This window comes from Myceligenerans pegani, from assembly GCF_014892515.1.
GTDB lineage: Bacteria > Actinomycetota > Actinomycetes > Actinomycetales > Cellulomonadaceae > Myceligenerans > Myceligenerans pegani.
In genome coordinates this window covers 1-25917 of sequence record NZ_JADBGR010000112.1, presented here as the reverse complement: position 1 = coordinate 25917, position 25917 = coordinate 1, and the positions used below count along the sequence as shown (strand labels likewise).

Genomic DNA, 25917 nt, shown 5'->3' with positions numbered 1-25917 from the left:
CTCCGTCAGCCCGCGACGGCGGCCTTGCGCCGCCGCGCCCGGCTCTTCGCGGCGTCCGTGGCCTTGGTGACCTTCCGCTCGCCGTTCGCCGACGACCCCACCGGCACCGTCCCGTCGAGGATCTCCGCGAGGAACGTCCCGGTGTGCGACTCGGGCACCCGCGACACCGCCTCCGGCGTTCCCTCGGCGACCACCAGGCCACCACCGGAGCCGCCCTCCGGGCCCATGTCGACCACCCAGTCGGCGTTCTTGACGACGTCGAGGTTGTGCTCGATGACGATCACCGAGTTGCCCTTGTCCACCAGCGACTGCAGCACGCCGAGCAGTTTGCGGATGTCCTCGAAGTGCAGGCCGGTGGTCGGCTCGTCGAGCACGTAGATCGTGCGCCCCGTGGACCGCTTCTGCAGCTCGGTCGCGAGCTTCACGCGCTGCGCCTCCCCGCCGGACAGGGTCGGGGCGGGCTGCCCGAGCCGGACGTACCCCAGGCCGACGTCGACCAGCGTCTTCATGTAGCGCGAGATCGCGGGGAACGCCTCGAAGAACTCCGCGGCCTCCTCGATCGGCATGTCGAGCACATCGGCGACGGTCTTCCCCTTGAAGTGCACCTCGAGGGTCTCGCGGTTGTAGCGCGCCCCGTGGCACACCTCGCACGGCACGTAGACGTCGGGCAGGAAGTTCATCTCGATCTTGATCGTCCCGTCGCCCGTGCACGCCTCGCACCGGCCGCCCTTGACGTTGAACGAGAACCGGCCCGGGCCGTAGCCGCGCACCTTCGCCTCGGTGGTCTCCGCGAACAGCTTGCGCACCCGGTCCCACACGCCCGTGTAGGTGGCCGGGTTCGAGCGCGGCGTCCGCCCGATCGGCCCCTGGTCCACGTGCACCACCTTGTCGAGGTGGTCCAGACCGGTGACCCGCGTGTGCCGCCCGGCCACCTGACGGGCGCCGTTGAGCTCGTTCGCCAGCACGGTGTGCAGGATCGAGTTCACCAGGGTCGACTTGCCCGACCCCGACACGCCCGTGACCGCCGTGAAGACACCCAGCGGGAACGACACGTCGATGTCCCGCAGGTTGTTCTCGCGCGCTCCGATCACCGTGAGCCTCTTGCCCGGGTCCACGGGCCGCCGCACCGCGGGGACGGGGATCTCCCGCTGCCCCGCCAGGTACGCGCCCGTCACGGACTCGGCCGACTCCAGCAGCCCGGCGAGGTCGCCCGAGTGGACGATGCGCCCGCCGCGCTCACCGGCGCCCGGGCCCACGTCGACGATCCAGTCCGCCGCGCGGATCGTGTCCTCGTCGTGCTCGACGACGATCAGCGTGTTACCCAGGTCCCGCAGGCGCGTCAGTGTCTCGATCAGCCGGCGGTTGTCCCGCTGGTGCAGCCCGATCGACGGCTCGTCCAGCACGTACAGGACGCCCACCAGCCCGGACCCGATCTGCGTGGCGAGGCGGATGCGCTGCGCCTCCCCGCCGGACAGCGTGCCGGCGGGGCGCTCGAGGGTGAGGTAGTGCAGGCCGACGTCCAGCAGGAAGCCGAGCCGCGCGTGGATCTCCTTGAGCACCTCGGCCGCGATCTGCCGTTCGCGCTCCCCCAGCTCCAGGCCCTTGAGGAACTCCGCCGCGTCGGCGATCGGCAGGCGGCACACCTCGGCGATGGACCGGCCGCCCACCTTCACGGCGAGGACCTCGGGCTTGAGGCGTGCGCCGTCGCACACGGGGCACGGCACCTCCCGCATGAACGCCTCGTACTTCTCCTTGGACCAGTCCGAGTCGGTCTCCCGGTGCCGCCGCTCCAGGAACGTGACCACGCCCTCGAACCCCGTCGAGTACTGCCGCTCACGACCCCACCGGTTGCGGTACCGCACGTGCACCTCGTGGTTGCGCCCGTGCAGCACGGCCTCCTTGGCCCGCTGCGGCAGCGCGCGCCAGGGGGCGTCCATGTCGAACTTCATCTCTTCCGCGAGCGCCGTCAGCACCCGCTCGAAGTACTCGCTGGAGGTCTGCGCCCACGGGACGACCGCGCCGTCGCGCAGCGACTTCTCCTCGTCGGGCACCACGAGGTCCGGGTCGACCTCGAGGCGGAATCCGATGCCGGTGCACTCGGGGCAGGCGCCGTAGGGTGCGTTGAAGGAGAAGGTGCGCGGCTCGATCTCGTCGAGCGCGAGCGGGTGGTCGTTGGGGCAGGAGCGCTTCTCGGAGTACTTGCGGAAGCGATCGGGATCGTCGGCGTCGAGGTCGACCAGGTCGATCATGACGAGGCCGCCGGCCAGCCCGAGGGCCGTCTCGACGGAGTCGGTGAGCCGGCGCTGCACGCCCTCGCGGGCGACGAGCCGGTCCACGACGACCTCGATGTCGTGCTTGAGCTTCTTCTCGAGCGACGGCGGCTCGGTGAGCTGGACGACCTCGCCGTCGACCCGGGCGCGGGCGAAGCCCTTCGCGGCGAGTTCCTTGAACAGGTCGGCGTACTCGCCCTTGCGGCCCCGCACGACGGGGGCGAGCACCTGGTAGCGCGTCCCCTCGGGCAGTTCCAGGACGCGGTCGACGATCTGCTGCGGGGTCTGGGACCGGATCTCCTCGCCGCACACCGGGCAGTGCGGCGTGCCGGCCCGCGAGAAGAGGAGGCGCAGGTAGTCGTACACCTCGGTGATGGTCCCGACGGTCGAGCGCGGGTTCCGGTTCGTGGACTTCTGGTCGATCGACACCGCGGGGCTCAGGCCCTCGATGAAGTCGACGTCGGGCTTGTCCATCTGACCGAGGAACTGCCGCGCGTACGCGCTCAGCGACTCGACGTAGCGGCGCTGGCCCTCGGCGAAGATCGTGTCGAAGGCGAGCGAGGACTTCCCGGACCCGGACAGGCCCGTGAAGACGATCAGCGCGTCCCTGGGAAGGTCCAGGTCTGCGTTCTTCAGGTTGTGCTCACGCGCACCAGATACGACCAGCCGATTGCTCACCCGAGCATCCTAGGCCGAGACTCTGACATTCGCACGCGTGTTCTACGACACGTCGGTGAAGGATCGTCGCGAACCTCAGGCGAAGCCGCCGATCACCACCGTCCACTCGCGCGCGGAACGGGCCGTGACCAGGCCTTGCGCCCGGAACGGATCCTCGTCGAGCAGTCCGAGCGCGGCCTCCGGCGAGTCCGCCTCCACGACGAGGAGCGCGCCGGCGGCCGTCGTCGTCCCGTCCTCGGTGACGACGGCGGGCTGCGGGCCCGACGCGCGCAGCGTCCCCGCCTCGTGCAGGCCACGCAGGAAGGCACGGTGGTCGGCGCGGTGTGCGTCCAGCGCCGCGGCGTCGTCGGCGTACACGTAGGTCACGGCGTAGGTCGTCATACGGGTCATTCTGCCGGGTCCGGGCGGGCGACGTGACCGCCGGTCGCCCGCCGCCCCGACCCCGCCCTCCCCGCCGCAGAACGACGCCGGCGCCCGCCCCCGGTCTTCTCGGGGACGGGCGCCGACGCCTCACCGGATGCGCGTGCACCGGGCCGCGCGCACCCGGCGGGGCGCGTGACTCACGCGTCCGAGCCGGCCTCCGCCACCTCGGCGTGGGCCAGGGTCACGAGCGCCTGGGCGTGCGCGGCGTGCTGCCACTTGCCCAGGTCGCCGACGCTCGTGATCTTGAGTGCCGCGAGCGCCTCGTCGTGCCTGGGGCTCAGGCCGAGCAGCGCCGACGGCGGGGCGGCGAGGATCTCGTTGATGCTCTTGCCGCGGTAGTCCTTGTCGACGAGGTTGTCGAGGTTGAGGCTCACGAGGGCTTGCCTTTCGTCGTTGCGATCGTGTCACCGGCCGGGTCGGACCGGCCGACCGCAGGATGTCGTGATCCGCCCTGATTTGCAACATCCGCCGGATACCTTCCCGGCCTTGTGGGACGAAAGCGGACATCGGATACACACCTCCAGGTGCGCGGACAACCGCAACCCTGGCAGACTCCCTCCATGGCGCCCTACACCGGTGATGTTGTCACGGGCTGCGACCCCGACGTCCGCCTGCTCGACGACGTTGCGATCCACAAGATGTCCGTGGGTCCCATGGACAACAACGCTTACCTCCTGACCTGCCACGCGACCGGCGCTCAGCTCCTGATCGACGCCGCCGCCGATCCCCAGTCCCTCATGGACCTGATCGACATGTCCGAGGGCGACGGCCCCGGCAAGGGCCCGCTCGACGCCGGCCCCCCGCTCGATCTGGTCGTCACCACCCACCGCCACGCCGACCATCTCGGCGCGCTCGCCGACATCGTCGCCGTCACCGGTGCGCGGACCGTGGCCGGGGTGGACGACGCCGCCGCCATCGCGCACGACGCCGGCACCCCGATCAACATCACCGTCTCCGACGGCGACACCATCACGTTCGGGGACGTCACGCTGACGGTGATCCATCTGCGCGGGCACACGCCGGGCTCGATCGCGCTCGCGTACACCGAGCCCGATAACGTTTCCCGCCACGGCACCGTCGCCGGGCGGACGCACCTGTTCACCGGCGACGCGCTCTTCCCGGGCGGCGTCGGGAGCACGCACGACGACCCGAAGCGCTTCGCGACCCTGCTGGGCGACGTCACGACCCGGATCTTCGACCGGTACCGCGACGACACGTGGGTCTATCCGGGTCACGGCGTCGACACGACGCTCGGTGCGGAGCGTCCCCATCTCGAGGAGTGGCGGCTGCGGGGCTGGTGACGACGCCCGGCGGTCGGGTCCGGGCGTCGTCAGGGGGTGACGTCAGGGGGTGGTGTCGGAACCGCTGCCGGGCCCGACCGGGTCGGGCGTCGCGCTCTCCTCGAGCGCGGCCGCGGCCCGCCGGTCGCTGCGGACCTTGAGGAGGGACGCGACGGTGGTGATCGCCAGCACGACGACGATGAAGAGCAACGAGAACGACGTCGGGATGTCCGGGATGAGGTCCACCTCGTGTCCGCCGTTGATGAACGGCACCTCGTTGAGGTGCAGGGCGTGGTTGACGAGCTTGATGCCGATGAAGCCGAGGATCACCGCGAGCCCGTAGTTGAGGTAGACGAGCTTGTCGAGCAGGCCGTCGATGAGGAAGAACAGCTGCCGCAGCCCGAGCAGCGCGAACGCGTTGGCCGTGAAGACGAGGTAGGCCTCCTGCGTGAGGCCGAAGATCGCCGGGATGGAGTCGACGGCGAAGAGGAGGTCCGCGGAACCGATCGCGATCATGACGACGAGCATCGGCGTGATCATCCGGCGCCCGTCGACCTTGGCGGTCATCCGGTCCCCGACGTACGAGTCGGTGACGGGAAAGATCCGGCGCACCAGGCGCAGCACGCCGTTCTCGTGGTACTCGTCGTCGCCGCTCTCGCCCCTGGCCTGCGTCCACGCGGTCCACAGGAGGAAGATGCCGAAGATGTAGAACACCCAGCTGAAGTGCGCCACCAGGGTCGCGCCGAGCATGATGAAGATCGTCCGCATGACCAGTGCGATCGTGATGCCGATCAGCAGCACCTTCTGCTGGTACTCCCGGGGAACCTTGAAGCTGGCGAGGATGAGCACGAACACGAAGAGGTTGTCCACGCTCAGCGATTTCTCGGTGACCCAGCCGGCGAAGTACTCCCCGCCGTACGTCGGGCCCCACGCCCACCACACGATCCCGCCGAACGCGAGTGCGATGCCGACGTAGACGAGGGACCAGCGCCCCGCCTCGGCGATGGACGGGAAGTGGGACTTCCGGACATGGCCGAAGTAGTCGACGGCGATGAGAGCCAGGATGGCGAGGACCGTCAGGCCCCAGGCCCAGATGGGCACGTTCATGAGATGCAAACCTCCGGTGGACAGCGTCAGGCACCGGAGGTCTCTCCCAACCCGCCTACTCGGCGAGCCGATACGTCCGGGGCGACATCCTTGTCACCCGTACTGACGAACGCACCGTCCCGGGATACTCCCCTCCTGCCAGAAAGTGTACGCGACCAGAGGCTTTACGCGAAACGTGAGCTCGGTCTCCGTCCTCGGCCGCCCCGGGACGGGACGGCGCCGTCCTCACGTGGTCGCGGCCCGCATCTGGCGGAGCTCCTTCTTCAGCCCCGAGATCTCGTCCCGCAGCCGGGCCGCGACCTCGAACTGCAGCTCGGCCGCCGCGCCGTGCATCTGATCCGTGAGCTCCTGGATGAGCTCGGCCAGCTCGCCCGCCGCCGCGCCCGCGAGCCGGTTGCCTGCGGCCGCTCCTTCCTTCGGCGTGCCCGGAACCGGCGCCTTGCCCCGCGCCGCCCCGCCGGATGCCTTCCGGTAGCCGCCGGCCAGCAGCTCCTGCGTGTCGATGTCCTCACGGGCGAGCATGTCGGTGACGTCCGCGATCTTCTTGCGGAGCGGGGTCGGGTCGATGCCGTTCGCCTCGTTGTAGGCGATCTGCTTGGCTCGCCGGCGGTTCGTCTCGTCCAGCGCCTGCTGCATGGCCGGCGTGATCTTGTCGGCGTACATGTGCACCTGACCCGACACGTTGCGGGCCGCGCGGCCGATGGTCTGGATGAGGGACCGGCCCGAGCGCAGGAAGCCCTCCTTGTCGGCGTCCAGGATCGCGACCAGCGAGACCTCGGGCAGGTCCAGCCCCTCCCGCAGCAGGTTGATGCCGACCAGGACGTCGAACTCGCCCAGGCGCAGCTCGCGCAGCAGCTCCACCCGGCGCAGCGTGTCCACCTCGGAGTGCAGGTACTGCACCCGCACCCCCCGCTCCAGGAAGTAGTCGGTGAGGTCCTCCGCCATCTTCTTGGTCAGCGTGGTGACCAGCACGCGCTCGTCCTTCTCCACGCGGTCCCGGATCTCGCCCAGCAGGTCGTCGATCTGCCCCGTGGTCGGCTTGACGACCACCTCCGGGTCCACGAGGCCGGTCGGGCGGATGACCTGCTCCACCACGCCGTCCGACAGCGCCCGCTCGTAGTCGCCCGGCGTCGCGGACAGGTACACCGTCTGCCCGATGCGCTCGGTGAACTCCTCCCACCGCAGCGGCCGGTTGTCCATGGCGCTGGGCAGCCGGAAACCGTGGTCGACGAGGGACCGCTTGCGCGACATGTCGCCCTCGAACATCGCCCCGATCTGCGGCACCGTCTGGTGCGACTCGTCGATCACCAGCAGGAAGTCCTCGGGGAAGTAGTCCAGGAGGGTGTTCGGCGGGCTCCCGGGCTCGCGCCCGTCGATGTGCATCGAGTAGTTCTCGATGCCGCTGCACGTGCCGATCTGGCGCATCATCTCGATGTCGTACGTCGTGCGCATACGCAGCCGCTGGGCCTCCAGCAGCTTGTTCTGCCCCTCCAGCTCGGCCAGCCGCTCGGCGAGCTCCGCCTCGATCCCGGCGATCGCCCGCTCCATCCGCTCCGGGCCGGCCACGTAGTGCGTGGCCGGGAAGAGGTACACGCTCTCCTCGCTGCGGACCACGTCACCCGTGAGCGGGTGCAACGTCTGGATCGACTCGATCTCGTCGCCGAACATCTCGATACGGACGGCCAGCTCCTCGTACACCGGGATGATCTCCACCGTGTCGCCCCGCACACGGAACGTGCCACGCGTGAACGCCGTGTCGTTCCGCGTGTACTGCATGGTGACGAACCTCCGCAGCAGCTCGTCCCGGTCCACCACGTCCCCGACGTCGAGCCGCACCATGCGGTCCACGTACTCCTGCGGCGTGCCCAGGCCGTAGATGCACGACACCGACGCCACCACGACCACGTCCCGCCGGGTCAGCAGCGACGATGTCGCACTGTGCCGCAGCCGCTCCACCTCGTCGTTGATCGAGGAGTCCTTCTCGATGTACGTGTCCGACTGCGCGATGTACGCCTCGGGCTGGTAGTAGTCGTAGTACGAGACGAAGTACTCCACCGCGTTGTTCGGCAGCAGCTCGCGGAACTCGCTCGTGAGCTGCGCGGCGAGCGTCTTGTTCGGCGCCATGATGAGCGTGGGCCGCTGCAGCTTCTCGATGAGCCACGCGGTCGTCGCGCTCTTGCCCGTACCGGTGGCGCCGAGCAGGACGACATCCTTCTCCCCGGCCTGGATACGCTCGGTGAGCTCGGCGATCGCCGTCGGCTGGTCTCCGGCGGGCTGGTACTCGGAGACGACCTCGATGGGGGCGACGGTCCGTTGCAGATCGGTGACGGGGCGCATGAGTCCTACGGTAGTCGCGCTGTCTGACAGTGCCGTCCCGAGCCGTCGGGCTCCGCCCCTGCGGGCGCCATGCCGTGCCGCCGCCGGGCTCCGTCGACGCGACGCCTCGTTCCTCGGAGTCGGCCGCCGTCGCTACCGGGTTCCGACGGCGGCAGGTTTCGCGTCCTCGGGGCCTCGCAACGCCTTCGGCCCGACGGCCGGGGACCGGTCGGGTCACCGGGTCAGTGCTCCGCGCCCGCGGCGGATGCCGTCTCCAGGGTTTCCCCGCGTGCGGCGGCGAGCGACGTGGTGAGCACGATCCGTAGGGCGGCGGCCAGGGTGTCCAGCGGGAGCCCGGCGTCGCCGTCGACCGCCTCCTCCGTCATCCGCGGGACGTGCACGAACCCCGTCACGCCGTCCCCGAACGCCTCGCGCAGCGCGTAGAACAGGGCGTTGCACACGAACGTCCCCGCGGTGTTGGAGACGATCGCCGGGATGCCCGCCTCGCGCAGCGCGGCGAGCGCCGCCTTCACGGGCAGCCCGGTGAAGTGGGCGGCAGGCCCCGCGGCGACGAGCGGCTCGTCGGCGGGCACGTGCCCGGCGTTGTCGGGGATGCGCGCGTCGGCCACGTTGATCGCGACGCGCTCCAGGCGGATCACGTCGGTCTGCGCGGCCAGCCCGACACCGACGACGACGTCGTACGGCGCACCCTCCTGCCGCGCCGCCAGCACCGCCTCCCGCACCGGGGCGAACGCCCCGCCGAACGTGACGGGCAGCAGCAAGGTGTCCAGCACCGCTCCCCCGGTCTCGGCGCGCCCGCTCGCCGCCCCCCACGTCGCCGCGAGCCGCGTCACCGCCTCGGCCGACGCGTTGACGCCGTCCCCGCCGAACGGCTCGAACCCCGTGACGAGCGCCCTCATGCGCCCGCCGCCCGGCTGTCGTGCAGGGCCGCGTCGTCGGCCTCGGCCTCCGCCTCCTCGGCGACCTCACGCTGGGCTCGCTCCCACAGGGCGTCGACCTGCGCGTTCAGGTTCTCCTCGCTCCCCGTGCCGTCGAGCACGACGTCGGCGGCGGCGAGCCGGTCCTCGTCGCTCGCCTGCGCGGCGATGCGACCGCGTGCCTCCTCCGCATCCATGCCCCGTCCTTCGACGAGTCGCTCCAGCCGCTGCTCCGCGGGTGCGTGCACCACGACGACGAGATGGAACGCCTCCGCCTGCCCGGTCTCGACGAGCAGGGGGATGTCGTGCACGACGACGGCGCGGGGATCGCGCGCCGCTGCCTCCGCCTCGTGCTCGGCGGACAGCCGGCGCACCTCGGGGTGCACGATCGCGTTGAGGCGCTCCCGGGCGTCGTCGTCGGCGAACACCAGGCGCCCCAGCGCGGGGCGGTCCAGTGCGCCGTCGGCTCCGATCACCTCGGTGCCGAACGCCTCGGCGATCTCCTCGAGGCCGACGGATCCCGGGGCGACGGCGGTGCGGGCGAGCTGGTCGTGGTCCACGACGACCGCGCCGAGTGCGGCGAGGCGACGCGTGGCGACCGACTTTCCGGCGGCGATCCCGCCGGTGAGGCCGATTCGGAACATACCCCTATCCTGCCTCACGACCGGACGTTCCGCCCCGGTTGCACGATCGGTCACGTTATGACCGATCGAGGATCGGCCCGGGTATCACGGGCGGCCGTCAGACGCGTGCGGGCGTGCGGGCCGCGGTGCGCTCGGGAGTGAAGGCAACGGGCAGCGTGGCGGGGTAACGCGACCACGGTGACGGCGCCCACGTCACCTCGGGGTCGGTCAGCCGCAGGTCCAGGCGCTTCATGAGGCTCTCCACGGCGATCTTCACCAGGAGCCGCCCCGGCCGCTTGGCGGGGCACGCGTGCGGTCCGACGCCGAACGACAGGTGCGACTGGTTGCCCGCCTCGAACAGTTCGTCCGCTGTGCGCACGCGCGGGTCGTTGTTCGCCGCGGCCACGCCCATCACGATCGCGTCGCCGGCCTTGATGTGGGCCTGGCCGAGCGTGCAGTCCGTCACGGCGTACCGGGCCGGCAGGTTCGCGACGGGCGGCTCACGCCACAGCGTCTCGTCCATCGCGTCGTCCAGACCGCGACGCACGCCGGTGACCCGGCCGGTGTACCGGGGGTCGGTCAGCATGCGGCGCAGCGTCGCCGCGATCCAGGTGATCAACATCTCGTTGGCCGCGCAGATCGCCACCACCATGGTGTGCCCGATCTCGATGTCGTCCTCGAACGCCGGGTGCTCGATGAAGCGGGCCGTGAGGTTCTGTCCCGGCTGCGCCCGCGTCGCGGCGACGTGGTCCAGCACGATCCGGTCCATCGTCTCGAGAGCCACGACGGGATCGCCCCCGTGACCGAAGATCTCCATCGCGCAGCGCAGCAGCGCGAAGCCCTGTCCCTCGTCGAACCCGAACATGCCGGACACGGCCAGGAACGACACCGCCGCCGCGTACTCGCCGATCAAGTCGGCGTTGCCCCGGGTTGCGAACGCGTCGATCAGCCCGTCGCAGACGCCGCGGACCAAGGCCGCGGTGCGCACCTCGTCCATGCTCGAGAACGCCTCGTCCACCGGGAGCCGCAGCCGCCGGTGCTCCACGCCGTCCGCGAAGTACAGGTTCCGCCGTCCGGTCGGAGACAGGATGGCGTGCAGGTTCGACTCCGGCGGTAGCTGCTCTCTCCAGTGCCGCGGGTCGCGGGCGAAGACGCTCTCCGTACGCATCACCGCCATGACCTCGGCGTGCCCCAGCACGAGCCAACCGGGAACCCCGGGTTCGAGATCCACCGGCGCGACGGGCCCCCACTCGTCCTGCAGCTTCCGCAGTGCCGCGGCCATGTCCTCCGCGCCGGTCAGGTCGGCCAGTGCCACCCGACCTCCGCTCCGCTGCGGTTCCCGGTCAGACATGACCCTCCACTCGTCGCCATTCATCGAGCTGTCCATCGACTCGTCCATCAAGATACGGGCGACCTGAATAGACGCCCCGACCTTGGGTTTCTATCACAAGTAGCGGGAAACGCGTAGTACGCCCGTGGTCCGTGGGGCCATGCGACGTGAGCCCGCACCACCACCATCCGGGCGGGCAGGTGTGCGCGGACCGGTTCGAGCGCCGTCCGCGTGACCGACGGCGTTCGGCCCGCCCACAGCGGTCCGAGATCCGGCGCGGCCTGAGACCGACGCCGCCTCAACCAATGCGCCCCGACCAACGCGGCCTCAGGACGACGCCGCCCTGGGCGGACGACGGCCCGCCGACCCCGGAGGGATGGCGGGCCGTCGGACGACTCAGGTCAGTTGCCCGTGAGCTTCTCGCGGAGCGCGGCGAGCGCCTCGTCCGAGGCCAGCGTGCCGGCGCCCTCGTCCTCGGCCGGGGCCGAGGAGTAGGACGAGGAGGACGCGGCGGCCGGGGCCGGGGCGTCGGCGGCGGAGTCGTTGTCCGCGGCGAGCGCCTCGGCGACCTGCTTGCGGTGCGCCTCCCAGCGGGCGTGCGCCTTGGCGTACTCGGCCTCCCAGGCCTCGCGCTGCGTCTCGAAGCCCTCGAGCCACTCGTTGGTCTCCGGGTCGAAGCCCTCGGGGTACTTGTAGTTCCCCTGCTCGTCGTACTCGGCGGCCATGCCGTACAGCGCGGGGTCGAAGTCCTCGGACTCCGGGTCCACGCCCTCGTTCGCCTGCTTGAGCGACAGCGAGATGCGGCGGCGCTCCAGGTCGATGTCGATGACCTTGACGAAGACCTCGGCGCCGACGGAGACGACCTGCTCGGCGAGCTCCACGTGGCGCACGGCCAGCTCGGAGATGTGCACGAGGCCCTCGATGCCGTCCTCGACGCGCACGAACGCGCCGAACGGAACGATCTTGGTGACCTTGCCGGGCACGACCTGGCCGATGGCGTGGGTGCGCGCGAAGGTCTGCCACGGGTCCTCCTGCGTCGCCTTCAGCGACAGGGAGACACGCTCGCGGTCGAAGTCGACGTCGAGCACCTCGACGGTGACCTCCTGGCCCACCTCGACGACCTCGGACGGGTGGTCGATGTGCTTCCAGGAGAGCTCGGAGACGTGCACCAGGCCGTCCACGCCGCCCAGGTCGACGAACGCACCGAAGTTGACGATCGAGGAGACCGTACCGGGGCGCACCTGGCCCTTCTGCAGGGTCTGCAGGAAGGTGGAGCGCACCTCGGACTGGGTCTGCTCCAGCCAGGCGCGGCGCGACAGGACCACGTTGTTGCGGTTCTTGTCGAGCTCGATGATCTTGGCCTCGATCTCCTTGCCGACGTACGGCTGGAGGTCGCGGACCCGACGCATCTCCACGAGGGAGGCAGGGAGGAAGCCCCGGAGGCCGATGTCGAGGATGAGGCCGCCCTTGACGACCTCGATGACGGTGCCGGTGACGACGCCGTCCTCCTCCTTGATCTTCTCGATCGTGCCCCAGGCGCGCTCGTACTGGGCGCGCTTCTTGGACAGGATCAGGCGGCCTTCCTTGTCCTCCTTCTGGAGGACGAGGGCCTCGACGTCGTCCCCGACGGCGACGACCTCGCCGGGGTCGACGTCGTGCTTGATCGAGAGCTCCCGGGAGGGGATGACGCCCTCGGTCTTGTAACCGATGTCGAGGAGGACCTCGTCACGGTCCACCTTGACGATCGTGCCTTCGACGATGTCACCATCGTTGAAGTACTTGATGGTGGCGTCGACGGCAGCAAGGAAGTCGTCCTCGGTGCCGATGTCGTTGACGGCGACCTGAGGCGCGGACTTCGTGGTGGAGATGGTCATTGAGTTCGATGCTCCGATGCGGACATGACGTAGTGCGGACAGGGACAGAAAGTGGTGGGCGGCGCTCATGAGTGGGCGCACGGCACCGCCGAACATCCTAGCCACGGCTCGCCGGGCCGGTCAACGCGAGAGACCGGCCCGGCGGCGTGGCGCACGGACACGCCGCCCGGCGGATCAGAGCGCGAGCTCCAGGTCCTTGCCGGGGATGGCGTCGAGCAGGGCCCGGGTGTACGCGGTGCGCGGCGAGTCGAACACCTCGTCCACCGTGCCCTCCTCGACCAGCATGCCGTTCTGCATCACGACCACGCGGTCGGCGATCTGCCGCACCACGGCCAGGTCGTGCGTGATGAAGAGGTACGTCAGGCCCAGCTCCTCCTGCAGTTCGGCGAGCAGCCGCAGGATCTGCGCCTGCACGACGACGTCGAGCGCGGAGACCGCCTCGTCGCACACCACGAGCTCGGGCTTGAGCGCCAGGGCACGGGCGATGGCCACCCGCTGGCGCTGGCCGCCCGACAGCTCCGACGGGAACCGCCGCAACAGGCCCTTGCCCAGGGCGACCTGCTCGGCGAGCTCCTCGACGCGCTCCCGGCGCGCCTCCGGGTCGCCGAACCGGTGCGCGCGCAGGGGCTCCTCGATGGCCCGGAACACCGAGTACATCGGGTCGAGCGACGAGTAGGGGTCCTGGAACACGGGCTGCACGCGGCGCCGGTAGGCGATCCGCTCCGCCTGGTTCGCCCCGCCCGCCGGCCGGCCGTCGAAGAGCACCGTGCCCGCCGTCGGTGTCTCGATGTCGAGGATCATCCGCGCCAGGGTGGACTTGCCCGAGCCCGACTCCCCCACCACCGCGACGGTCGAGCCGCGGGGGACGTCGAGGCTCACGCCGTCCACGGCCGTGAAGTCCTTGCTCCTGCCCAGCAGGCCGTGGCCGCGGATCTTGAACACCTTCGTCACGTCCCGCACGCTGACGAGAGGCTCTCCGGCGGCGACGCCGTTCACGGCGCCGTCCTCGTGCGCCAGCAGCGCCTCGTCGAGCACCTCGTCCAGGCCGCGCTCGCGCGCGATCTCGATCCGGCGCGACGCCAGCGACGGCGCCGACGCCATCAGCCGTCGCGTGTACTCGTGGCGCGGGTTCATCAGCACGTCGCGCGCCGGCCCCTGCTCGACGATCTCGCCGCGGTACATCACGACGACCTTGTCGGCCCGCTCGGCGGCCAGGCCGAGGTCGTGCGTGATGAGCAGCACGGCCGTGCCGAGCTCGTGGGTCAGGTCGGACAGCTGGTCGAGGATGCCCCGCTGCACGGTGACGTCGAGGGCCGACGTCGGCTCGTCCGCGACCAGCAACGCGGGCCGCCCCGACAGGCCCATCGCGATGAGCGCACGCTGCCGCATGCCGCCGGAGAACTCGTGCGGGTACTGCGACGCGCGGCGCGCGGCGTCGGGCAGGCCGACCTCCTCGAGCAGTTCGACGGTGCGGCCGCGCGCGTCACGACGCGTCCGCAGGCCGTTGTCGATCAGCCCCTCGTCGATCTGCCGCCCGATCCGCATCACCGGGTCGAGGTTCGTCATCGGGTCCTGCGGGACGAGCCCCAGGGCGGTGCCGCGCAGGTGCGCCATGTGCTGCGGGCCCGCCTGGCCGAGGTCCTCGCCCCGGAACCAGATGTGCCCCTCCGCCACGGACCCGTTGCTCGCGAGCAGCCCGAGGACGGCCATCGCGAGGGTCGTCTTGCCCGACCCCGACTCGCCGACGATCGCCACCGTCTCGCCGCTGTGCACGGTCAGGTCGGCACCCCGCACGGCGCGCGCCGCACCGCCCTCCGTGCGGAAGTCGACGGCCAGGTTCTCCACCCGCAGCACGACATCGGCCGCGGACGCCCCGGGCCCCGCGTCCGGCCCGGCCTGCGCCGTGGTGCTCTCGTTCATCGTGTCCTTCTCGTCGCTCATCGCCGGGTCCTGTTCCGCGGGTCGAGGGCCTCGCGCAGGCTCTCGCCCACGAGGGTGAAGCCGAGGGCGGTGATCGCGATGCAGACGCCGGGCAGGATCGCCAGGCGCGGCGCGACCGCGAGCTCCTGCTGGGCGGCCGTCAGCATGCGACCCCACTCCGCCGTGGACGGCTCGCCGCCGCCCAGTCCCAGGAAGGACAGTGCCGCGGCCTCGATGACCGCCGTCGCGAGCGTCAGGGTGGCCTGCACGATGACCGGCCCCACGGAGTTCGGCAGCACGTGGCTCATCGTCACCGAGCGCCGCGTCAGCCCGAGCGCGGAGGCCGCCAGGACGTAGTCCTGCCCTCGCTGCGCGAGCATCGATCCCCGTAGCAGCCGGGCGAAGATCGGTACCTGGACCACCCCGATGGCGACGATCACCGACATCTGCGACTGCCCCGCGATCGCGGCGATCGAGACGGCCAGCAGCAAGGAGGGCACCGACAGCATGAGGTCGACCAGGCGCATGGCGCCGAAGTCGGCCCAGCCGCCGAACCAGCCCGCCAGCAGGCCCAGGAGCATGCCGCCGGTCAGGCCGAAGAGCGTCGAGACGACGCCGACCAGCAGGGACGCGCGCGCTCCCCAGATCAGCTTGGAGAACACGTCGCCGCCGTACCGGTCCACGCCCAGCCAGTACTCGGCCGAGGGACCGGGGATGTACGTGGGGCGAACGTCGGTGCGTCCGGGCAGCTCGTGCGGCCCGTAGGGCGCGATCAGCGGCGCGAGGAGCGCGACCAGCACGAACACCGCCACGATGGCGAAGCCCGCGATCGCCACGGGGTTGCGGCGCAGCGTGCGCCAGGCGCGCGTCCACACGCCCTCGCCGGAGTGGTCCGCACCTCCGGTGCCGCCGTCGTCCCCGTGGATCGACGCCGGCTCGTGCAGGGGCGCGGTCGCGGCCCCCTCGGCCCCCGAGGTGGGGGGTAGCTCGTTGGCGCTCACTGCTGCCTCCTCAGACGCGGGTCGATGAGCCCGTACGACACGTCGACGAGCAGGTTCACGAGGGCGTACGTCACGGCGATGAGCAGGACGAAGCCCTGCAGCACCGGGTAGTCGGCGTTGAACACCGCCTCCGCCAGGAAGCTGCCGATGCCGCTGAACGCGAACACCGTCTCCGTGAGCACCGCGCCCGACAGCAGCAGACCCACCTGGAGACCGATGGTCGTCAGCACGGGCAGCATCGCGTTGCGCAGGATGTGCTCGGTGCGCAGCCGCGCCGGCTTGATGCCCTTGGCACGGGCCGTGCGGACGTAGTCGGCGTTCTGCACCTCGGACACCGCGGCGCGGGTCATGCGGGCGATGATCGCCAGGGGGATCGTGCCCAGCGCGATGCCCGGCAGGATCAGGTGCACCAGCGCGTCCCAGGCGGCGTCCCACTCGGCCGTGAGTATCCCGTCCAGGACGTAGAAGTTCGTGGGGTGCGTCGCCTCCATCGTCGGACTCATCCGGCCGCTCGTGGGGAACCAGCCCAGTTCCACGGCGAAGATGTACTTGAGGATGAAGGCGAGGAAGAACACCGGCACCGTCACGCCGATCAGCGACACGACCACGGCGGTGTGATCGACGACGGTGCCCGCCCGGCGCGCCGCGAGATAGCCGAGCGGGATGCCGACACCGATCGCGAAGATCAGCGCGACCACGGTCAGCTCGATCGTCGCGGGGAAGCGGTTGACGAACTCCTCGAGCACGGGACGGCCGCTGCGCAGCGACGTCCCGAAGTCACCCTGCAGCAGGCGGAGCAGGTACTTGCCGTACTGGACGATCAGGGGCTGGTCGAGCCCCATCTCGGCCTCGATCGCGGCCGCCGCCTCCGGCGTGTAACGCTCCCCCAGCATGGCCGTGACCGGCCCGCCCGGCAGTGCCCGCACCCATGCGAACAGCAGTACCGAGAGCCCCAGGAGGAGCGGTATCAGGAGCAGCAGCCGCTGCCCGACGAGTCTGAGCATGTGATCGCTTTCTTCGTACCATCTCCTGCGGTTCCGCTCCGGGCGCGTGCCTCGTTCCTCGGCCCGCACCCTGCGCGGCACCGCACGTCGATGCCAGTGGTCCTTCGATTCGTTCCGTGGCACATGGATGCCCGTGTCCGACGGCGGTCGGCCGCGGACACGGGCATCGATGTTACGGCCTGTGGCGGCCGCCCGAGGTCACGCTCACTCGAACGTGATGCTGCTGTACACCTCGTCCTGCACCGGCGAGATCGGGTAGTCGATCACGTTCGGGGCGACGACCAGCGTCGGCACCGGGCTCGCGATCGGCACGCCCGGCAGGAAGTCCATGAGGACCTCGTTCGCGTGCTGGTAGGCGGCCTCCTGCTCCTCCAGCGGCGCGTTGCGGGCGTCGTCGATCGCCCCGAACACCTCGGCGTCGTCGAAGCCCCACTCCAGCGACTCGGCACCGAAGAACGTCCCGATGAAGTTGTAGGTGTCGTTGTAGTCACCCGTCCAGCCCAGCAGGTGCAGGCCGTGGTTCTCGCTGCCCTGGATGGTGTCGATGTACGTCGGGCTCCACGGCTCCGGCGTCGCCGTGACCGTGATCCCGACCTCCTCGAGGTCCGCGGAGATCGCCTCGAAGATCGCGGCGGGGTCCGGCATGTACGGGCGCGAGACCTCGGTCGGGTAGTTGAACTCGACCTCGAGGTCCTCGGCGCCGGCCTGCTCGAGGAGATCCATCGCCCGCGCGGGGTCGTAGTCGTAGGTGGTGACGTCCTCCGAGTAGCCCGACACGGTCGACGGGATGAACTGCGTGGCGATCTCGGTGCCCTCCGGCAGCGTGGACTGCGCCAGGCCCTCCTTGTCGATGGCGTGGGCGATCGCCTGGCGCACGAGCGGGTCGTCCAGCGGCTCGGTGGCCTGGTTCATCCCGAGGTACAGGATGTTGAACGCGGGGCGGTTGTGCAGCGTGAAGCCCGCCTCCTCGAGCGCGTCCACGTCCGCCGGGGCGACCAGGTCGTACCCGTCGATGTCACCGGCCTCGAGCGCCTGCCGGCGCGCGGTGCCGTCCGCGATCGTCGTGAAGATGATCCGCTTCACGTCCAGGATCTCGTCCCGGTAGTCCTCGTTGGCCTCGAGCGTGACGCTCTCGCCGGACTTCCACTCGACGAACTTGTACGGGCCGGTGCCGACCGGGTGCGCCTGACCGTACTCGGTCAGCTGCGGCGCGTCCTCGGTGCCCTGCACGTCGTCGGCGCCGTACTCCTCCAGCGCCGTCGGCGACTGCATCGACAGCGACGGGAGCGACAGCGCGGCGATCAGCTCCGGGACCGGGGCGTTCAGCGTGACGACGGCGGTGGCCGGATCGGTGGCCTCGCAGGAGTCGTACTTGCTGTCGTCACCGGTGCCGCCGAACACGGCCTTGTAGTAGTACGAGAGGTTCTCGTGCGCGGCGAGGCCGGTCCAGTCGTGCCAGCGGTCGAAGTTGGCGCACACGGCCTCGGCGTCGAAGTCCGTGCCGTCGTGGAACGTCACGCCCTCCAGCAGGTGGAAGGTGTACTCCAGGCCGTCGTCGCTGATGTCCCAGCTCTCGGCGAGCAGGGGGGAGGGCTCGGCGGTGCCGGGCTCGACGCCGACCAGCCCTTCGAAGATCTGCCGCGCGACCCGGAACGACTCGCCGTCGGAGGCGAAGGCGGGGTCGAGCGTGGCCGGCTCTGCCGACGCGGCGAACACGAACGTGTCCTTCCCGCCGTCGCCGCCGGAACCCTCGTCGCCGCGCTCGCTCGCGACGCAACCGGACAGCGCGACGGCGCCGGCGGCCACGAGCGCGACAGGCGCCCCCAACCGGCGCAGTGAACCCAGACGCATGGCGTCTCCTTCCATCGGACGCGGCGCGCAGGTTACGCGCGCCGCTGCGTGGTGTGCGCCCGACTCTAGGTTCACCCGGGTTGCGCCAGTGTTTCGCTGTGTGTCGGTTGTCCATATCGTGATCGATTCGTGATCGGACGAGCGTGCCATGGGATCCTTCGCGGCGCGCCGGGAGAGGATGTCCCCCGTGCGCGACTACGGATACCGCGACGTGCCCGACGACGAGGGCGGCGCCGCCTCCCGCGGCTGGTGGGACACCAACGCCGGCGAGTACCTGGACGACCACGACGCCTTCCTCGCCGGCGAGCTGCACTGGGGCCCCGAGGGCCTCACCGAGTCGGAGGCTGGCCTGCTGGGCGACGTCGCCGGCCGGGACGTCCTGGAGATCGGCGCCGGCGCCGCGCAGTGCTCCCGCTGGCTCGCGGGTCGAGGTGCCCGCGTCCTGGCGACCGACGTGTCGTGGAGCATGCTCCACGAGGGGCGCGAGCGCGCGGCGTCCGGGCGGCCGGACGGTGCTCCCGACGTCGTCCCTCTCGTCCAGGCCGACGCGCGGCGGCTGCCGTTCGCGGACGCGAGCTTCGACGTCGTCTTCACCTCGTTCGGAGCGATCCCGTTCGTGCCCGACGCCGCGCGCGTGCACACCGAGGCGGCCCGCGTCCTGCGGCCCGGCGGGCGCTGGGTCCTGTCCGTGACGCACCCGCTGCGCTGGGCGTTCCCCGACGATCCGACCGCGCACGGACTCACGGCGACACGCTCCTACTTCGACCGCCGCCCGTACGTCGAGACCGACGACGCCGGACGTGTCGCCTACGCCGAGTACCACCGCACGGTGGGTGACCACGTCCGGGAGATCGCCAGCGCCGGCCTGCGGCTCGTCGACCTGGTCGAGCCGGAGTGGCCCGCCTGGAACACGCAGACCTGGGGCGGCTGGGGCCCGGAACGCGGCCACTACCTGCCGGGTACGGCGATCTTCGTCGCCGACAAGACCTGACGGTCAGTGGGCCGCGTCGTGCCAGTTCTGGCCCGTGCCGACCGAGACCTCGAGGGGCACGTCCAGCTCGAAGGCCGAGCCCATCTGCGCGCGGAGGACGCCCTCCACGGCGGCGCGCTCACCCGGGGCGACCTCCACCACGAGCTCGTCGTGCACCTGCAGCAGGACACGGGACGACAGGCCCTGGGCGTCGAGCTCGCGCCGCACGCCGAGCATGGCGAGCTTGATGATGTCGGCCGCGGACCCCTGGATGGGGGCGTTCAGCGCCATCCGCTCCGCCATCTGGCGGCGCTGCCGGTTGTCGCTCGTGAGGTCGGGGAGGTAGCGCCGCCGGCCCAGGACCGTCGCGGTCCATCCGGTGGCCCGCGCCTCCTCGACGACGCCGGTGAGGTAGTCGCGCACGCCACCGAACCGCTCGAAGTAGTCGTCCATGAGGCCCTGCGCCTCGCCGGTGGAGATCCCCAGCTGCTGGGACAGGCCGAACGCGCTCAGGCCGTACGCCAGGCCGTAGCTCATGGCCTTGACCTTGGCGCGCATCTCCGGCGTGACGTTCCCGGGCTCGACCTGGAACACGCGCGAACCCACGTAGCGGTGCAGGTCCTCGCCCGACCGGAAGGCGCTGATCAAGCCCTCGTCGCCGGACAGGTGCGCCATGATCCGCATCTCGATCTGGCTGTAGTCGGCCGTCAGCAGCGTCTCGTACCCCGGGCCCACGACGAACGCCCGCCGGATGCGGCGGCCCGCCTCTGTGCGGACCGGGATGTTCTGCAGGTTCGGGTCGACCGAGCTGAGCCGCCCCGTCGCGGCGATGGTCTGCTGGAACGTGGTGTGGATCCGCCCGTCCGGCGCGACGGTCCGCAGCAGCCCCTCGACGGTGGTGCGCAGCCGCGTGACGTCGCGGTGGGCGAGCAGGTGCTCCAGGAACGGGTGCTGCGTCTTGGCGAACAGGTCCTGCAGCGCCGCCGCGTCGGTGGTGTACCCGGTCTTGATCTTCTTCGTCTTCGGCATCGCCAGCTGGTCGAACAGCACCTCCTGCAGCTGCTTGGGGCTGCCGAGGTTCACCTCCCGACCGATCACGTCGAACGCGGCCGCGGCGGCGTCGGCGACGCCGGCCGCGAAGTGCTTCTCCAGGTCCGTGAGGTAGTCGACGTCGGCCGCGATCCCGGCGTGCTCCATGGACGCCAGGACGCGCGACAGCGGCAGCTCGACGTCGACCAGCAGGTGCGCCGCCCCGCGATCGGTCAGTTCCCCGGCGAGCACCTCGGCCAGGTCACCGACGGCGGCGGCACGCGCCGCCTCCGCCTGTCCGGTGGCCGCGCCGTCGAGGTCGAGATCGAGCGCGCCCTGCGCGGCGGGCGCCGCCTCGCCGAGCCGGCGCCCCAGGTGCCGTTCGGCGAGGTCGCCGAGGTCGTAGCCGCGCTGGTCGGGGTGGCACAGGTACGCGGCCAGCTCGGTGTCGAAGTCCACGCCCCGCAGGTCCCAGCCGCGTCCCGAGAGCGCGTGCCACGCGGTCTTCGCCCCGTGCACCACCTTGGGCGCGGCCTCGTCGGCGAGCCAGGCCGCGAGCGCCTTGTCGTCGTCGGGGCCCAGATCCGCCGTGTCGTACACGACGGCGTGTCCGTCCGGGGAGGCGACGGCCACCTTCCAGGCGTCCCCGCCCGCGGGCGTCGTCGTGCCCGAGACGTCGATCCCGAGGCGGCCGGTGCGGGCCGCGAGCCAGTCGGCGAGACCGCCGGGGGCGACGTCGTCCACCTCGATCTCGACGCTTCCGGTGGCCGCCGCGCTCTCCGGCTCGCCCGCCGGGTCGACGGCGAGGAGGCGGTCGCGCATCTGGCCGAACTGCAGCGCGTCGGAGACGCGATGCACCGCCTCGCGGTCGAATCCCGTGAGGGTGAGGTCGTCGAGGCCGAGGTCGAGCGTGACGTCGGTGAGGAGCCTGTTGAGCTGGCGGTTGGTGCGCACCTGGTCGAGGTGGTCGCGGAGCTTCTCCCCCGCCTTGCCCTTCACCTCTCCGGCGCGGGCGAGCAGTTCGTCGAGCCCGCCGAAGGTGGTGACCCATTTCGCGGCGGTCTTGGGGCCCACGCCGGGAATGCCCGGAAGGTTGTCGCTCTTCTCCCCGACGAGCGCGGCGAGGTCGGGGTACTGGCGCGGCGGCACCCCGTACTTCTCCTCGACGGCGGCGGGTGTCATGCGCGCCAGCTCGGAGACGCCCTTGACCGGGTAGAGCACGGTGACGTCGTCGTCCACGAGCTGGAGGGCGTCACGATCGCCGGAACAGATGAGGACCTCCATGCCGGCGGCGGACGCGCGGTCGGCGAGGGTGGCGAGGATGTCGTCGGCCTCGATGCCCTCGGCGGCGAGGTATCGCATGTGCAGCGCGTCGAGCACCTCGTGGATGAGCGGGACCTGGGAGCGGAACTCGTCGGGGGTCGCGGCGCGGCCCGCCTTGTACTCGGGGTACTTCTCGGTGCGGAAGGTCACGCGGCCGGCGTCGAACGCGACGGCGGCGTGCGTGGGCTGCTCGTCCCGCAGGAGATTCGTGAGCATCGAGGTGAAACCGAACACCGCGTTGGTGACCTGCCCGGATGTGGTGGCGAGCGTATCGGGCAGGGCGAAGAACGCCCGGTAGGCCATGGAATGGCCGTCCACGAGCAGCAGCCGGGGGCGGGTGCCGGCGGGGGTGCCGGCGGGGAGATCGGTTCGCGCTTCGGTCGTCACGGATGCCAACCTATCCCCCATGACTGACACTCAGCCCGGTGGCGCTGTGAGCAACCCTCCCGGCGCGCTGGACATGCGCGCGATGTATCCCGGTGCCCCCGAGGTGACCGTGATCGACAAGCTCGGCATCGAGTTCACGGAGATCTCCGCGGAACGGACGGCGGGGCGGATGCCGGTGGAGGGCAACACGCAGCCCGCGGGGCTCCTCCACGGCGGGTCGTCGGCGGTGCTCGCCGAGACGCTCGCGTCGGTGGCGGCGCAGGTGCACGCGGGCGCGGGGCGTCAGGCCGTGGGGATCGACCTCAACGCGACCCACCACCGGGGTGTCCGCTCGGGGACGGTCACGGGGGTGGCGACGGCCATCCATCTGGGCCGGACGACGGCGGCCTACGAGATCGTCATCTCCGACGAGAGGGACCGCAGGGTCTGCACGGCGCGACTCACCTGCATGATCATCGGCTGACGCAGGGCACGCGCCGAGGCAGGGCACGCGCCGGGCGGGGCGCTTCCCGCCGGCCCGACAGCGCGCGGCCCGACCTCGCGCGGCACGACGCCGTGCGGCCAGGCGCCCGTGCGGCCAGGGTCCGCGCGGCGCACGGGATCAGCCCGCGACGTGCTCCGGACGGGTCCCGGCCGCGGCCGGGACCTCGCGCAGGTCCAGCGGGCCCGTCTCCGCGGAGCGGGCGCGACGGCGGCGCGCGATGAGGTCCTCGAGGCCGGCCCGGACGGGGCGGCGACGATGGTGCTCCGCCTCCTTCGCGAGCGGGCTGTCCTGCGCGAGACGGCGCAGCAGGGTCTGGGTCGGCGCGACACGGTGGCCGCAGGCGGGTGCGAAGCCCAGGCGCGCCAGGAAGCGCTGCACGCCGCGGGTACCGGCCACGGGCGCGGCGTAGACCTCCTCGCAGTCGTTCTCGATCGCGAGGGACGCCACGGCGCGCAGGAGCGCGTGCCCGACGCCGCGACGCCGCGCGTCGGGCGCCACGAACACGGTGTCCAGGTACAGCACGGGCCGGACGACGAACAGGTGCGGGCCGACGAGCCGGCCCAGCACGACGCCCACGATCCGTCCGGCGCGCTCCGCGACGAGCACGTGCCCGTCGACGGCCAGCAGCACGCTGAGCTGTTCCCGGAGTCGCTCGTGGTCGCCCGCGGCCACCTGCGTACCGGCGGGCGATTCGTCACGTCCGCGGGCCGCGAGCTCCGCGACCGCGTCCAGGTCGGCGGCACCCGCCGGTCTCACCTCGACTGCCACTCGCTCTCGCACTGGCGCCACCTCCGCACGCTCGCACAACCCCGCGGTTCTGGGTTCCCGCGGGCACCGGACGCGTCTTGGACGACCGTCCGACTCAGCGCACGAGAATAGGCCCCAGGTCCCACTGCGGCCAAGTCCCGAGGCCACGCCGTCGCGGAACGACTCTTAGCGACGCCGGGACCGCCGGACGGATCAGGAATTGCCCACCTGATCGATCACGGCATCGGCGACCTCGCGCATGGTGAGGCGGCGGTCCATCGACGTCTTCTGGATCCAGCGGAACGACTCCGGCTCCGTCAGGCCCATCTTCGTCATCAGCAGACCCTTGGCGCGGTCGACCCGCTTGCGGGTCTCGAACCGCTCCTTGAGGTCCGTGACCTCGGCCTCCAGGGCTCCGAGCTGCTGGTACCGGGAGATCGCGATCTCCACCGACGGGAGCAGGTCGGCCGGCGTGAACGGCTTGACGACGTAGGCCATCGCGCCGGCGTCGCGCGCGCGCTCGACGAGTTCGGTCTGCGAGAATGCCGTGAGCAGCACGACGGGGGCGGCGTGCGCCTTGCCGATCCTCTCGGCCGCGGAGATGCCGTCCAGCTCGGGCATCTTGACGTCCATGACGACGACATCGGGCTTGAGCTCCAGCGCCAGGTTCACCGCCGTCTCGCCGTCACCGGCCTCACCGACGACCTCGAAGCCCGCCTCGCGCAGCGTCTCCACGACGTCCATGCGGATCAGCGCCTCGTCCTCGGCGACGACGGCGCGCCGTGCGGCACGGCCCGGGGCGGCTTCCTCGGCCTTGGCCTCCTCCGTCAGCGGAGGAAGGTCCAGCTCCACCGCGGCGCTGTCACCGGCGGTGGTCTCGGTCGTGGGGGTGGTCTCGTCGCTCACGGCACACATCCTACTGTCCAGGTACCGCCCGGGGCCTGCCGACCTGCGGCGGTACACGTTGTTCTTCGTCACGTACGACATCGACACCAGCGAGATCACGTCACTCTCTTGACACCACGCCGTGCGTCGACCTGCTCCCCGGAGACAACCCCGCCCGCCCCCGCCGTCATCCCGAGGACGGACCGGACGCAAGGACACCGCCCTCGAGAACGCCACCGCCCCCACCAGGAGTCCGGGACGATGCCCCAGAGAGCACCGGGCACAAGAGCACCGTCCTCAAGAACGCCGCCCCTTCCCACCCGGAGGTCCGGGACCGTCCCCCGAGGAGGACCGAACGCAAGGACACCGTCCTCGAAAACGCCACCCCCTCCCACCGGGGGTCCGGGGGCGTGCCCCCGGGCCAGGGTGTGGGGGCACGCCCCCACAAGACATCGACGAGACGAAGCGGTTCACGGAACGTGAACACACTCCACCCAGAGTCTCGTGCCCGCCGGGGGACTCGAACCCCCACCTCCGAAGAGACGCGGGTTTGAGCCGCGCGCGTCTGCCAGTTCCGCCAGGCGGGCCAGGGCGAGAGCCACCCTACACGGTGGTCCCGCCCACGGATGTTACGACGGCGTGCCGTTCCGCGGCGGGCGGAACGGCACGCACGCCGGGCTCACCCCTTGACGGCGCCTTGCATGATGCCCGCCACGAGCTGGCGGCCGACGAAGGCGAAGACGATCAGCAGCGGCAGTGTGACCAGGAAGACACCGGCCATGATCAGCGAGTAGTCGTTGTGGTAGCCGGCGGTGAGGTTCTGCACCGCGATGGGCAGGGTCGGATTCTGGGATCCCAGGACGATCGAGGGCCAGAAGAACATGGTCCACTGCATCACGAAGATGAACAGGCCCAGCATGGAGGCCGCCGGTAGTGCGGCGGGCATGGCGATGCTCCAGAAGGTGCGGATCATGGACGCGCCGTCCACCCGGGCCGCCTCGATCAGCTCGTACGGCAGCGCCGAGTCAAGGTACTGCGTCATCCAGAACACGCCGAACGCGGACACCAGGGCCGGCACGATCACCGCCTGGATCTTGCCGATCCAGTCGAGCTCGGACATGAGGATGTACATCGGGATGACCCCGAGCTGGGTGGGCACGGCCATGGTCGCGATGACGAACACCAGCAGCGCGTTACGGCCCGGGTAGCGCAGCTTCGCGAACGAGAACCCCGCCAGGGTCGAGGTCAGCACGGTCGCCACCGACACGACCACGGAGATGATCACCGAGTTGGTCAGCGCCAGCCAGAAGTTGATCTGGCTGGAGGACATCACGTTCGCGAACCCCGCGAAGATGCTCGCGTCCGGCCACAGCTGCGGCAGCGCACGCTGCGAGATCGACACCTGGTCGGACGAGCCCAGCAGCAGCGTGTAGTACAGCGGGAACGCCGAGACCACCAGCACGACCGCCAGGATCGT

Annotated in this window: 20 protein-coding genes and 1 tRNA gene; 3 read left to right on the top strand and 18 right to left on the bottom strand. The window is 71.0% G+C overall.

Annotated elements, in window-relative coordinates; genetic code table 11:
* Positions 1-5 precede the first annotated feature (5 nt).
* The 3 genes from uvrA to IIE03_RS24725 all read right to left on the bottom strand — a co-directional run bounded on the left by uvrA (position 6) and on the right by IIE03_RS24725 (position 3745).
* The gene (uvrA, locus tag IIE03_RS24735; protein ID WP_192865462.1) at positions 6-2948 is read right to left on the bottom strand and encodes an excinuclease ABC subunit UvrA; all 2943 of its coding nucleotides are present in this window, start codon (positions 2946-2948) and stop codon (positions 6-8) included.
* Positions 2949-3023: 75 nt separating this feature from the next.
* On the bottom strand, positions 3024-3329 hold the full coding sequence (locus tag IIE03_RS24730; protein ID WP_192865461.1) for a YciI family protein: 306 nt from the start codon (positions 3327-3329) through the stop codon (positions 3024-3026).
* Between the two features lie 179 nt (positions 3330-3508).
* A complete protein-coding gene (locus IIE03_RS24725) occupies positions 3509-3745 on the bottom strand; it encodes a hypothetical protein (protein WP_192865460.1) in 237 nt (78 codons plus the stop codon).
* A gap of 186 nt (positions 3746-3931) precedes the next feature.
* Here IIE03_RS24725 and IIE03_RS24720 point away from each other — a divergent pair, with 186 nt between their 5' ends.
* Positions 3932-4672 (top strand): MBL fold metallo-hydrolase, encoded by a 741-nt coding sequence (locus IIE03_RS24720; RefSeq protein WP_192865459.1) that lies wholly within the window; start codon positions 3932-3934, stop codon positions 4670-4672.
* Positions 4673-4714: 42 nt separating this feature from the next.
* On the opposite strand, the gene IIE03_RS24715 is transcribed toward IIE03_RS24720, so the two are convergent.
* The 10 genes from IIE03_RS24715 to IIE03_RS24670 all read right to left on the bottom strand — a co-directional run bounded on the left by IIE03_RS24715 (position 4715) and on the right by IIE03_RS24670 (position 18615).
* On the bottom strand, positions 4715-5758 hold the full coding sequence (locus tag IIE03_RS24715) for a TerC family protein (protein ID WP_192865458.1): 1044 nt from the start codon (positions 5756-5758) through the stop codon (positions 4715-4717).
* A 225-nt stretch (positions 5759-5983) separates the two neighbouring features.
* Positions 5984-8095 (bottom strand): excinuclease ABC subunit UvrB, encoded by a 2112-nt coding sequence (gene uvrB, locus IIE03_RS24710; RefSeq protein WP_192865457.1) that lies wholly within the window; start codon positions 8093-8095, stop codon positions 5984-5986.
* 221 nt (positions 8096-8316) lie between these two features.
* On the bottom strand, positions 8317-8994 hold the full coding sequence (locus tag IIE03_RS24705; protein ID WP_192865456.1) for a pyroglutamyl-peptidase I: 678 nt from the start codon (positions 8992-8994) through the stop codon (positions 8317-8319).
* On the bottom strand, positions 8991-9656 hold the full coding sequence (coaE, locus tag IIE03_RS24700; protein ID WP_192865455.1) for a dephospho-CoA kinase: 666 nt from the start codon (positions 9654-9656) through the stop codon (positions 8991-8993). Before coaE ends, IIE03_RS24705 begins: the two co-directional genes overlap by 4 nt.
* 97 nt (positions 9657-9753) lie before the next feature.
* On the bottom strand, positions 9754-10986 hold the full coding sequence (locus IIE03_RS24695; RefSeq protein WP_192865454.1) for a cytochrome P450: 1233 nt from the start codon (positions 10984-10986) through the stop codon (positions 9754-9756).
* A 380-nt stretch (positions 10987-11366) separates the two neighbouring features.
* Positions 11367-12839: a 30S ribosomal protein S1 gene (gene rpsA / locus IIE03_RS24690; RefSeq protein ID WP_192865453.1), complete on the bottom strand. Its 1473-nt coding sequence runs from the start codon at positions 12837-12839 to the stop codon at positions 11367-11369.
* Positions 12840-13013: 174 nt separating this feature from the next.
* Positions 13014-14759 carry a dipeptide ABC transporter ATP-binding protein gene (locus IIE03_RS24685; RefSeq protein ID WP_192865592.1) on the bottom strand — a complete coding sequence of 582 codons (1746 nt, stop codon included), beginning with the start codon at positions 14757-14759 and terminating at the stop codon, positions 13014-13016.
* A 17-nt stretch (positions 14760-14776) separates the two neighbouring features.
* Positions 14777-15760 (bottom strand): ABC transporter permease, encoded by a 984-nt coding sequence (locus IIE03_RS24680; protein WP_192865452.1) that lies wholly within the window; start codon positions 15758-15760, stop codon positions 14777-14779.
* Positions 15757-16764: an ABC transporter permease gene (locus IIE03_RS24675; protein WP_192865451.1), complete on the bottom strand. Its 1008-nt coding sequence runs from the start codon at positions 16762-16764 to the stop codon at positions 15757-15759. The genes IIE03_RS24680 and IIE03_RS24675 overlap by 4 nt, the downstream gene beginning before the upstream one ends.
* Before the next feature lie 204 nt (positions 16765-16968).
* Complete coding sequence (locus tag IIE03_RS24670; protein WP_192865450.1) at positions 16969-18615, bottom strand: ABC transporter substrate-binding protein; 1647 nt, start codon at positions 18613-18615, stop codon at positions 16969-16971.
* A 178-nt stretch (positions 18616-18793) separates the two neighbouring features.
* On the opposite strand from IIE03_RS24670, the gene IIE03_RS24665 reads away from it, so the two are divergent.
* Complete coding sequence (locus tag IIE03_RS24665; RefSeq protein WP_192865591.1) at positions 18794-19606, top strand: class I SAM-dependent methyltransferase; 813 nt, start codon at positions 18794-18796, stop codon at positions 19604-19606.
* Positions 19607-19609: 3 nt separating this feature from the next.
* Here the strand turns inward: IIE03_RS24665 and polA are convergent, their stop codons facing one another.
* Positions 19610-22345, bottom strand: a complete 2736-nt coding sequence (polA, locus tag IIE03_RS24660) for a DNA polymerase I (protein WP_192865449.1) — start codon at positions 22343-22345, stop codon at positions 19610-19612.
* Between the two features lie 52 nt (positions 22346-22397).
* On the opposite strand from polA, the gene IIE03_RS24655 reads away from it, so the two are divergent.
* Positions 22398-22787 (top strand): hotdog fold thioesterase, encoded by a 390-nt coding sequence (locus tag IIE03_RS24655; RefSeq protein ID WP_225998308.1) that lies wholly within the window; start codon positions 22398-22400, stop codon positions 22785-22787.
* Positions 22788-22925: 138 nt separating this feature from the next.
* On the opposite strand, the gene IIE03_RS24650 is transcribed toward IIE03_RS24655, so the two are convergent.
* From IIE03_RS24650 to IIE03_RS24635, 4 genes are all read right to left on the bottom strand, one after another.
* Positions 22926-23588: a GNAT family N-acetyltransferase gene (locus tag IIE03_RS24650; RefSeq protein WP_192865447.1), complete on the bottom strand. Its 663-nt coding sequence runs from the start codon at positions 23586-23588 to the stop codon at positions 22926-22928.
* A 180-nt stretch (positions 23589-23768) separates the two neighbouring features.
* Complete coding sequence (locus tag IIE03_RS24645) at positions 23769-24470, bottom strand: ANTAR domain-containing response regulator (RefSeq protein ID WP_192865590.1); 702 nt, start codon at positions 24468-24470, stop codon at positions 23769-23771.
* A gap of 475 nt (positions 24471-24945) precedes the next feature.
* Positions 24946-25027, bottom strand: a tRNA-Leu gene (locus IIE03_RS24640).
* 92 nt (positions 25028-25119) lie between these two features.
* Positions 25120-25917 (bottom strand): carbohydrate ABC transporter permease (locus tag IIE03_RS24635; protein WP_192865446.1); only part of this gene is annotated, 798 nt, incomplete at its 5' end.

Excerpts from the sequence above, each read along its gene's own strand:
- IIE03_RS24730 (WP_192865461.1), bottom strand. The coding sequence starts at position 3,329 with ATGACGACCTACGCCGTGACCTACGTGTACGCCGACGACGCCGCGGCG.
- IIE03_RS24720 (WP_192865459.1), top strand. The coding sequence starts at position 3,932 with ATGGCGCCCTACACCGGTGATGTTGTCACGGGCTGCGACCCCGACGTC.
- IIE03_RS24715 (WP_192865458.1), bottom strand. The coding sequence starts at position 5,758 with ATGAACGTGCCCATCTGGGCCTGGGGCCTGACGGTCCTCGCCATCCTG.
- uvrB (WP_192865457.1), bottom strand. The coding sequence starts at position 8,095 with ATGCGCCCCGTCACCGATCTGCAACGGACCGTCGCCCCCATCGAGGTC.
- IIE03_RS24705 (WP_192865456.1), bottom strand. The coding sequence starts at position 8,994 with ATGAGGGCGCTCGTCACGGGGTTCGAGCCGTTCGGCGGGGACGGCGTC.
- coaE (WP_192865455.1), bottom strand. The coding sequence starts at position 9,656 with ATGTTCCGAATCGGCCTCACCGGCGGGATCGCCGCCGGAAAGTCGGTC.
- IIE03_RS24695 (WP_192865454.1), bottom strand. The coding sequence starts at position 10,986 with ATGTCTGACCGGGAACCGCAGCGGAGCGGAGGTCGGGTGGCACTGGCC.
- rpsA (WP_192865453.1), bottom strand. The coding sequence starts at position 12,839 with ATGACCATCTCCACCACGAAGTCCGCGCCTCAGGTCGCCGTCAACGAC.
- IIE03_RS24685 (WP_192865592.1), bottom strand. The coding sequence starts at position 14,759 with ATGAACGAGAGCACCACGGCGCAGGCCGGGCCGGACGCGGGGCCCGGG.
- IIE03_RS24675 (WP_192865451.1), bottom strand. The coding sequence starts at position 16,764 with ATGCTCAGACTCGTCGGGCAGCGGCTGCTGCTCCTGATACCGCTCCTC.
- IIE03_RS24670 (WP_192865450.1), bottom strand. The coding sequence starts at position 18,615 with ATGCGTCTGGGTTCACTGCGCCGGTTGGGGGCGCCTGTCGCGCTCGTG.
- IIE03_RS24665 (WP_192865591.1), top strand. The coding sequence starts at position 18,794 with ATGTCCCCCGTGCGCGACTACGGATACCGCGACGTGCCCGACGACGAG.
- polA (WP_192865449.1), bottom strand. The coding sequence starts at position 22,345 with ATGGGGGATAGGTTGGCATCCGTGACGACCGAAGCGCGAACCGATCTC.
- IIE03_RS24655 (WP_225998308.1), top strand. The coding sequence starts at position 22,398 with ATGCGCGCGATGTATCCCGGTGCCCCCGAGGTGACCGTGATCGACAAG.
- IIE03_RS24645 (WP_192865590.1), bottom strand. The coding sequence starts at position 24,470 with ATGTGTGCCGTGAGCGACGAGACCACCCCCACGACCGAGACCACCGCC.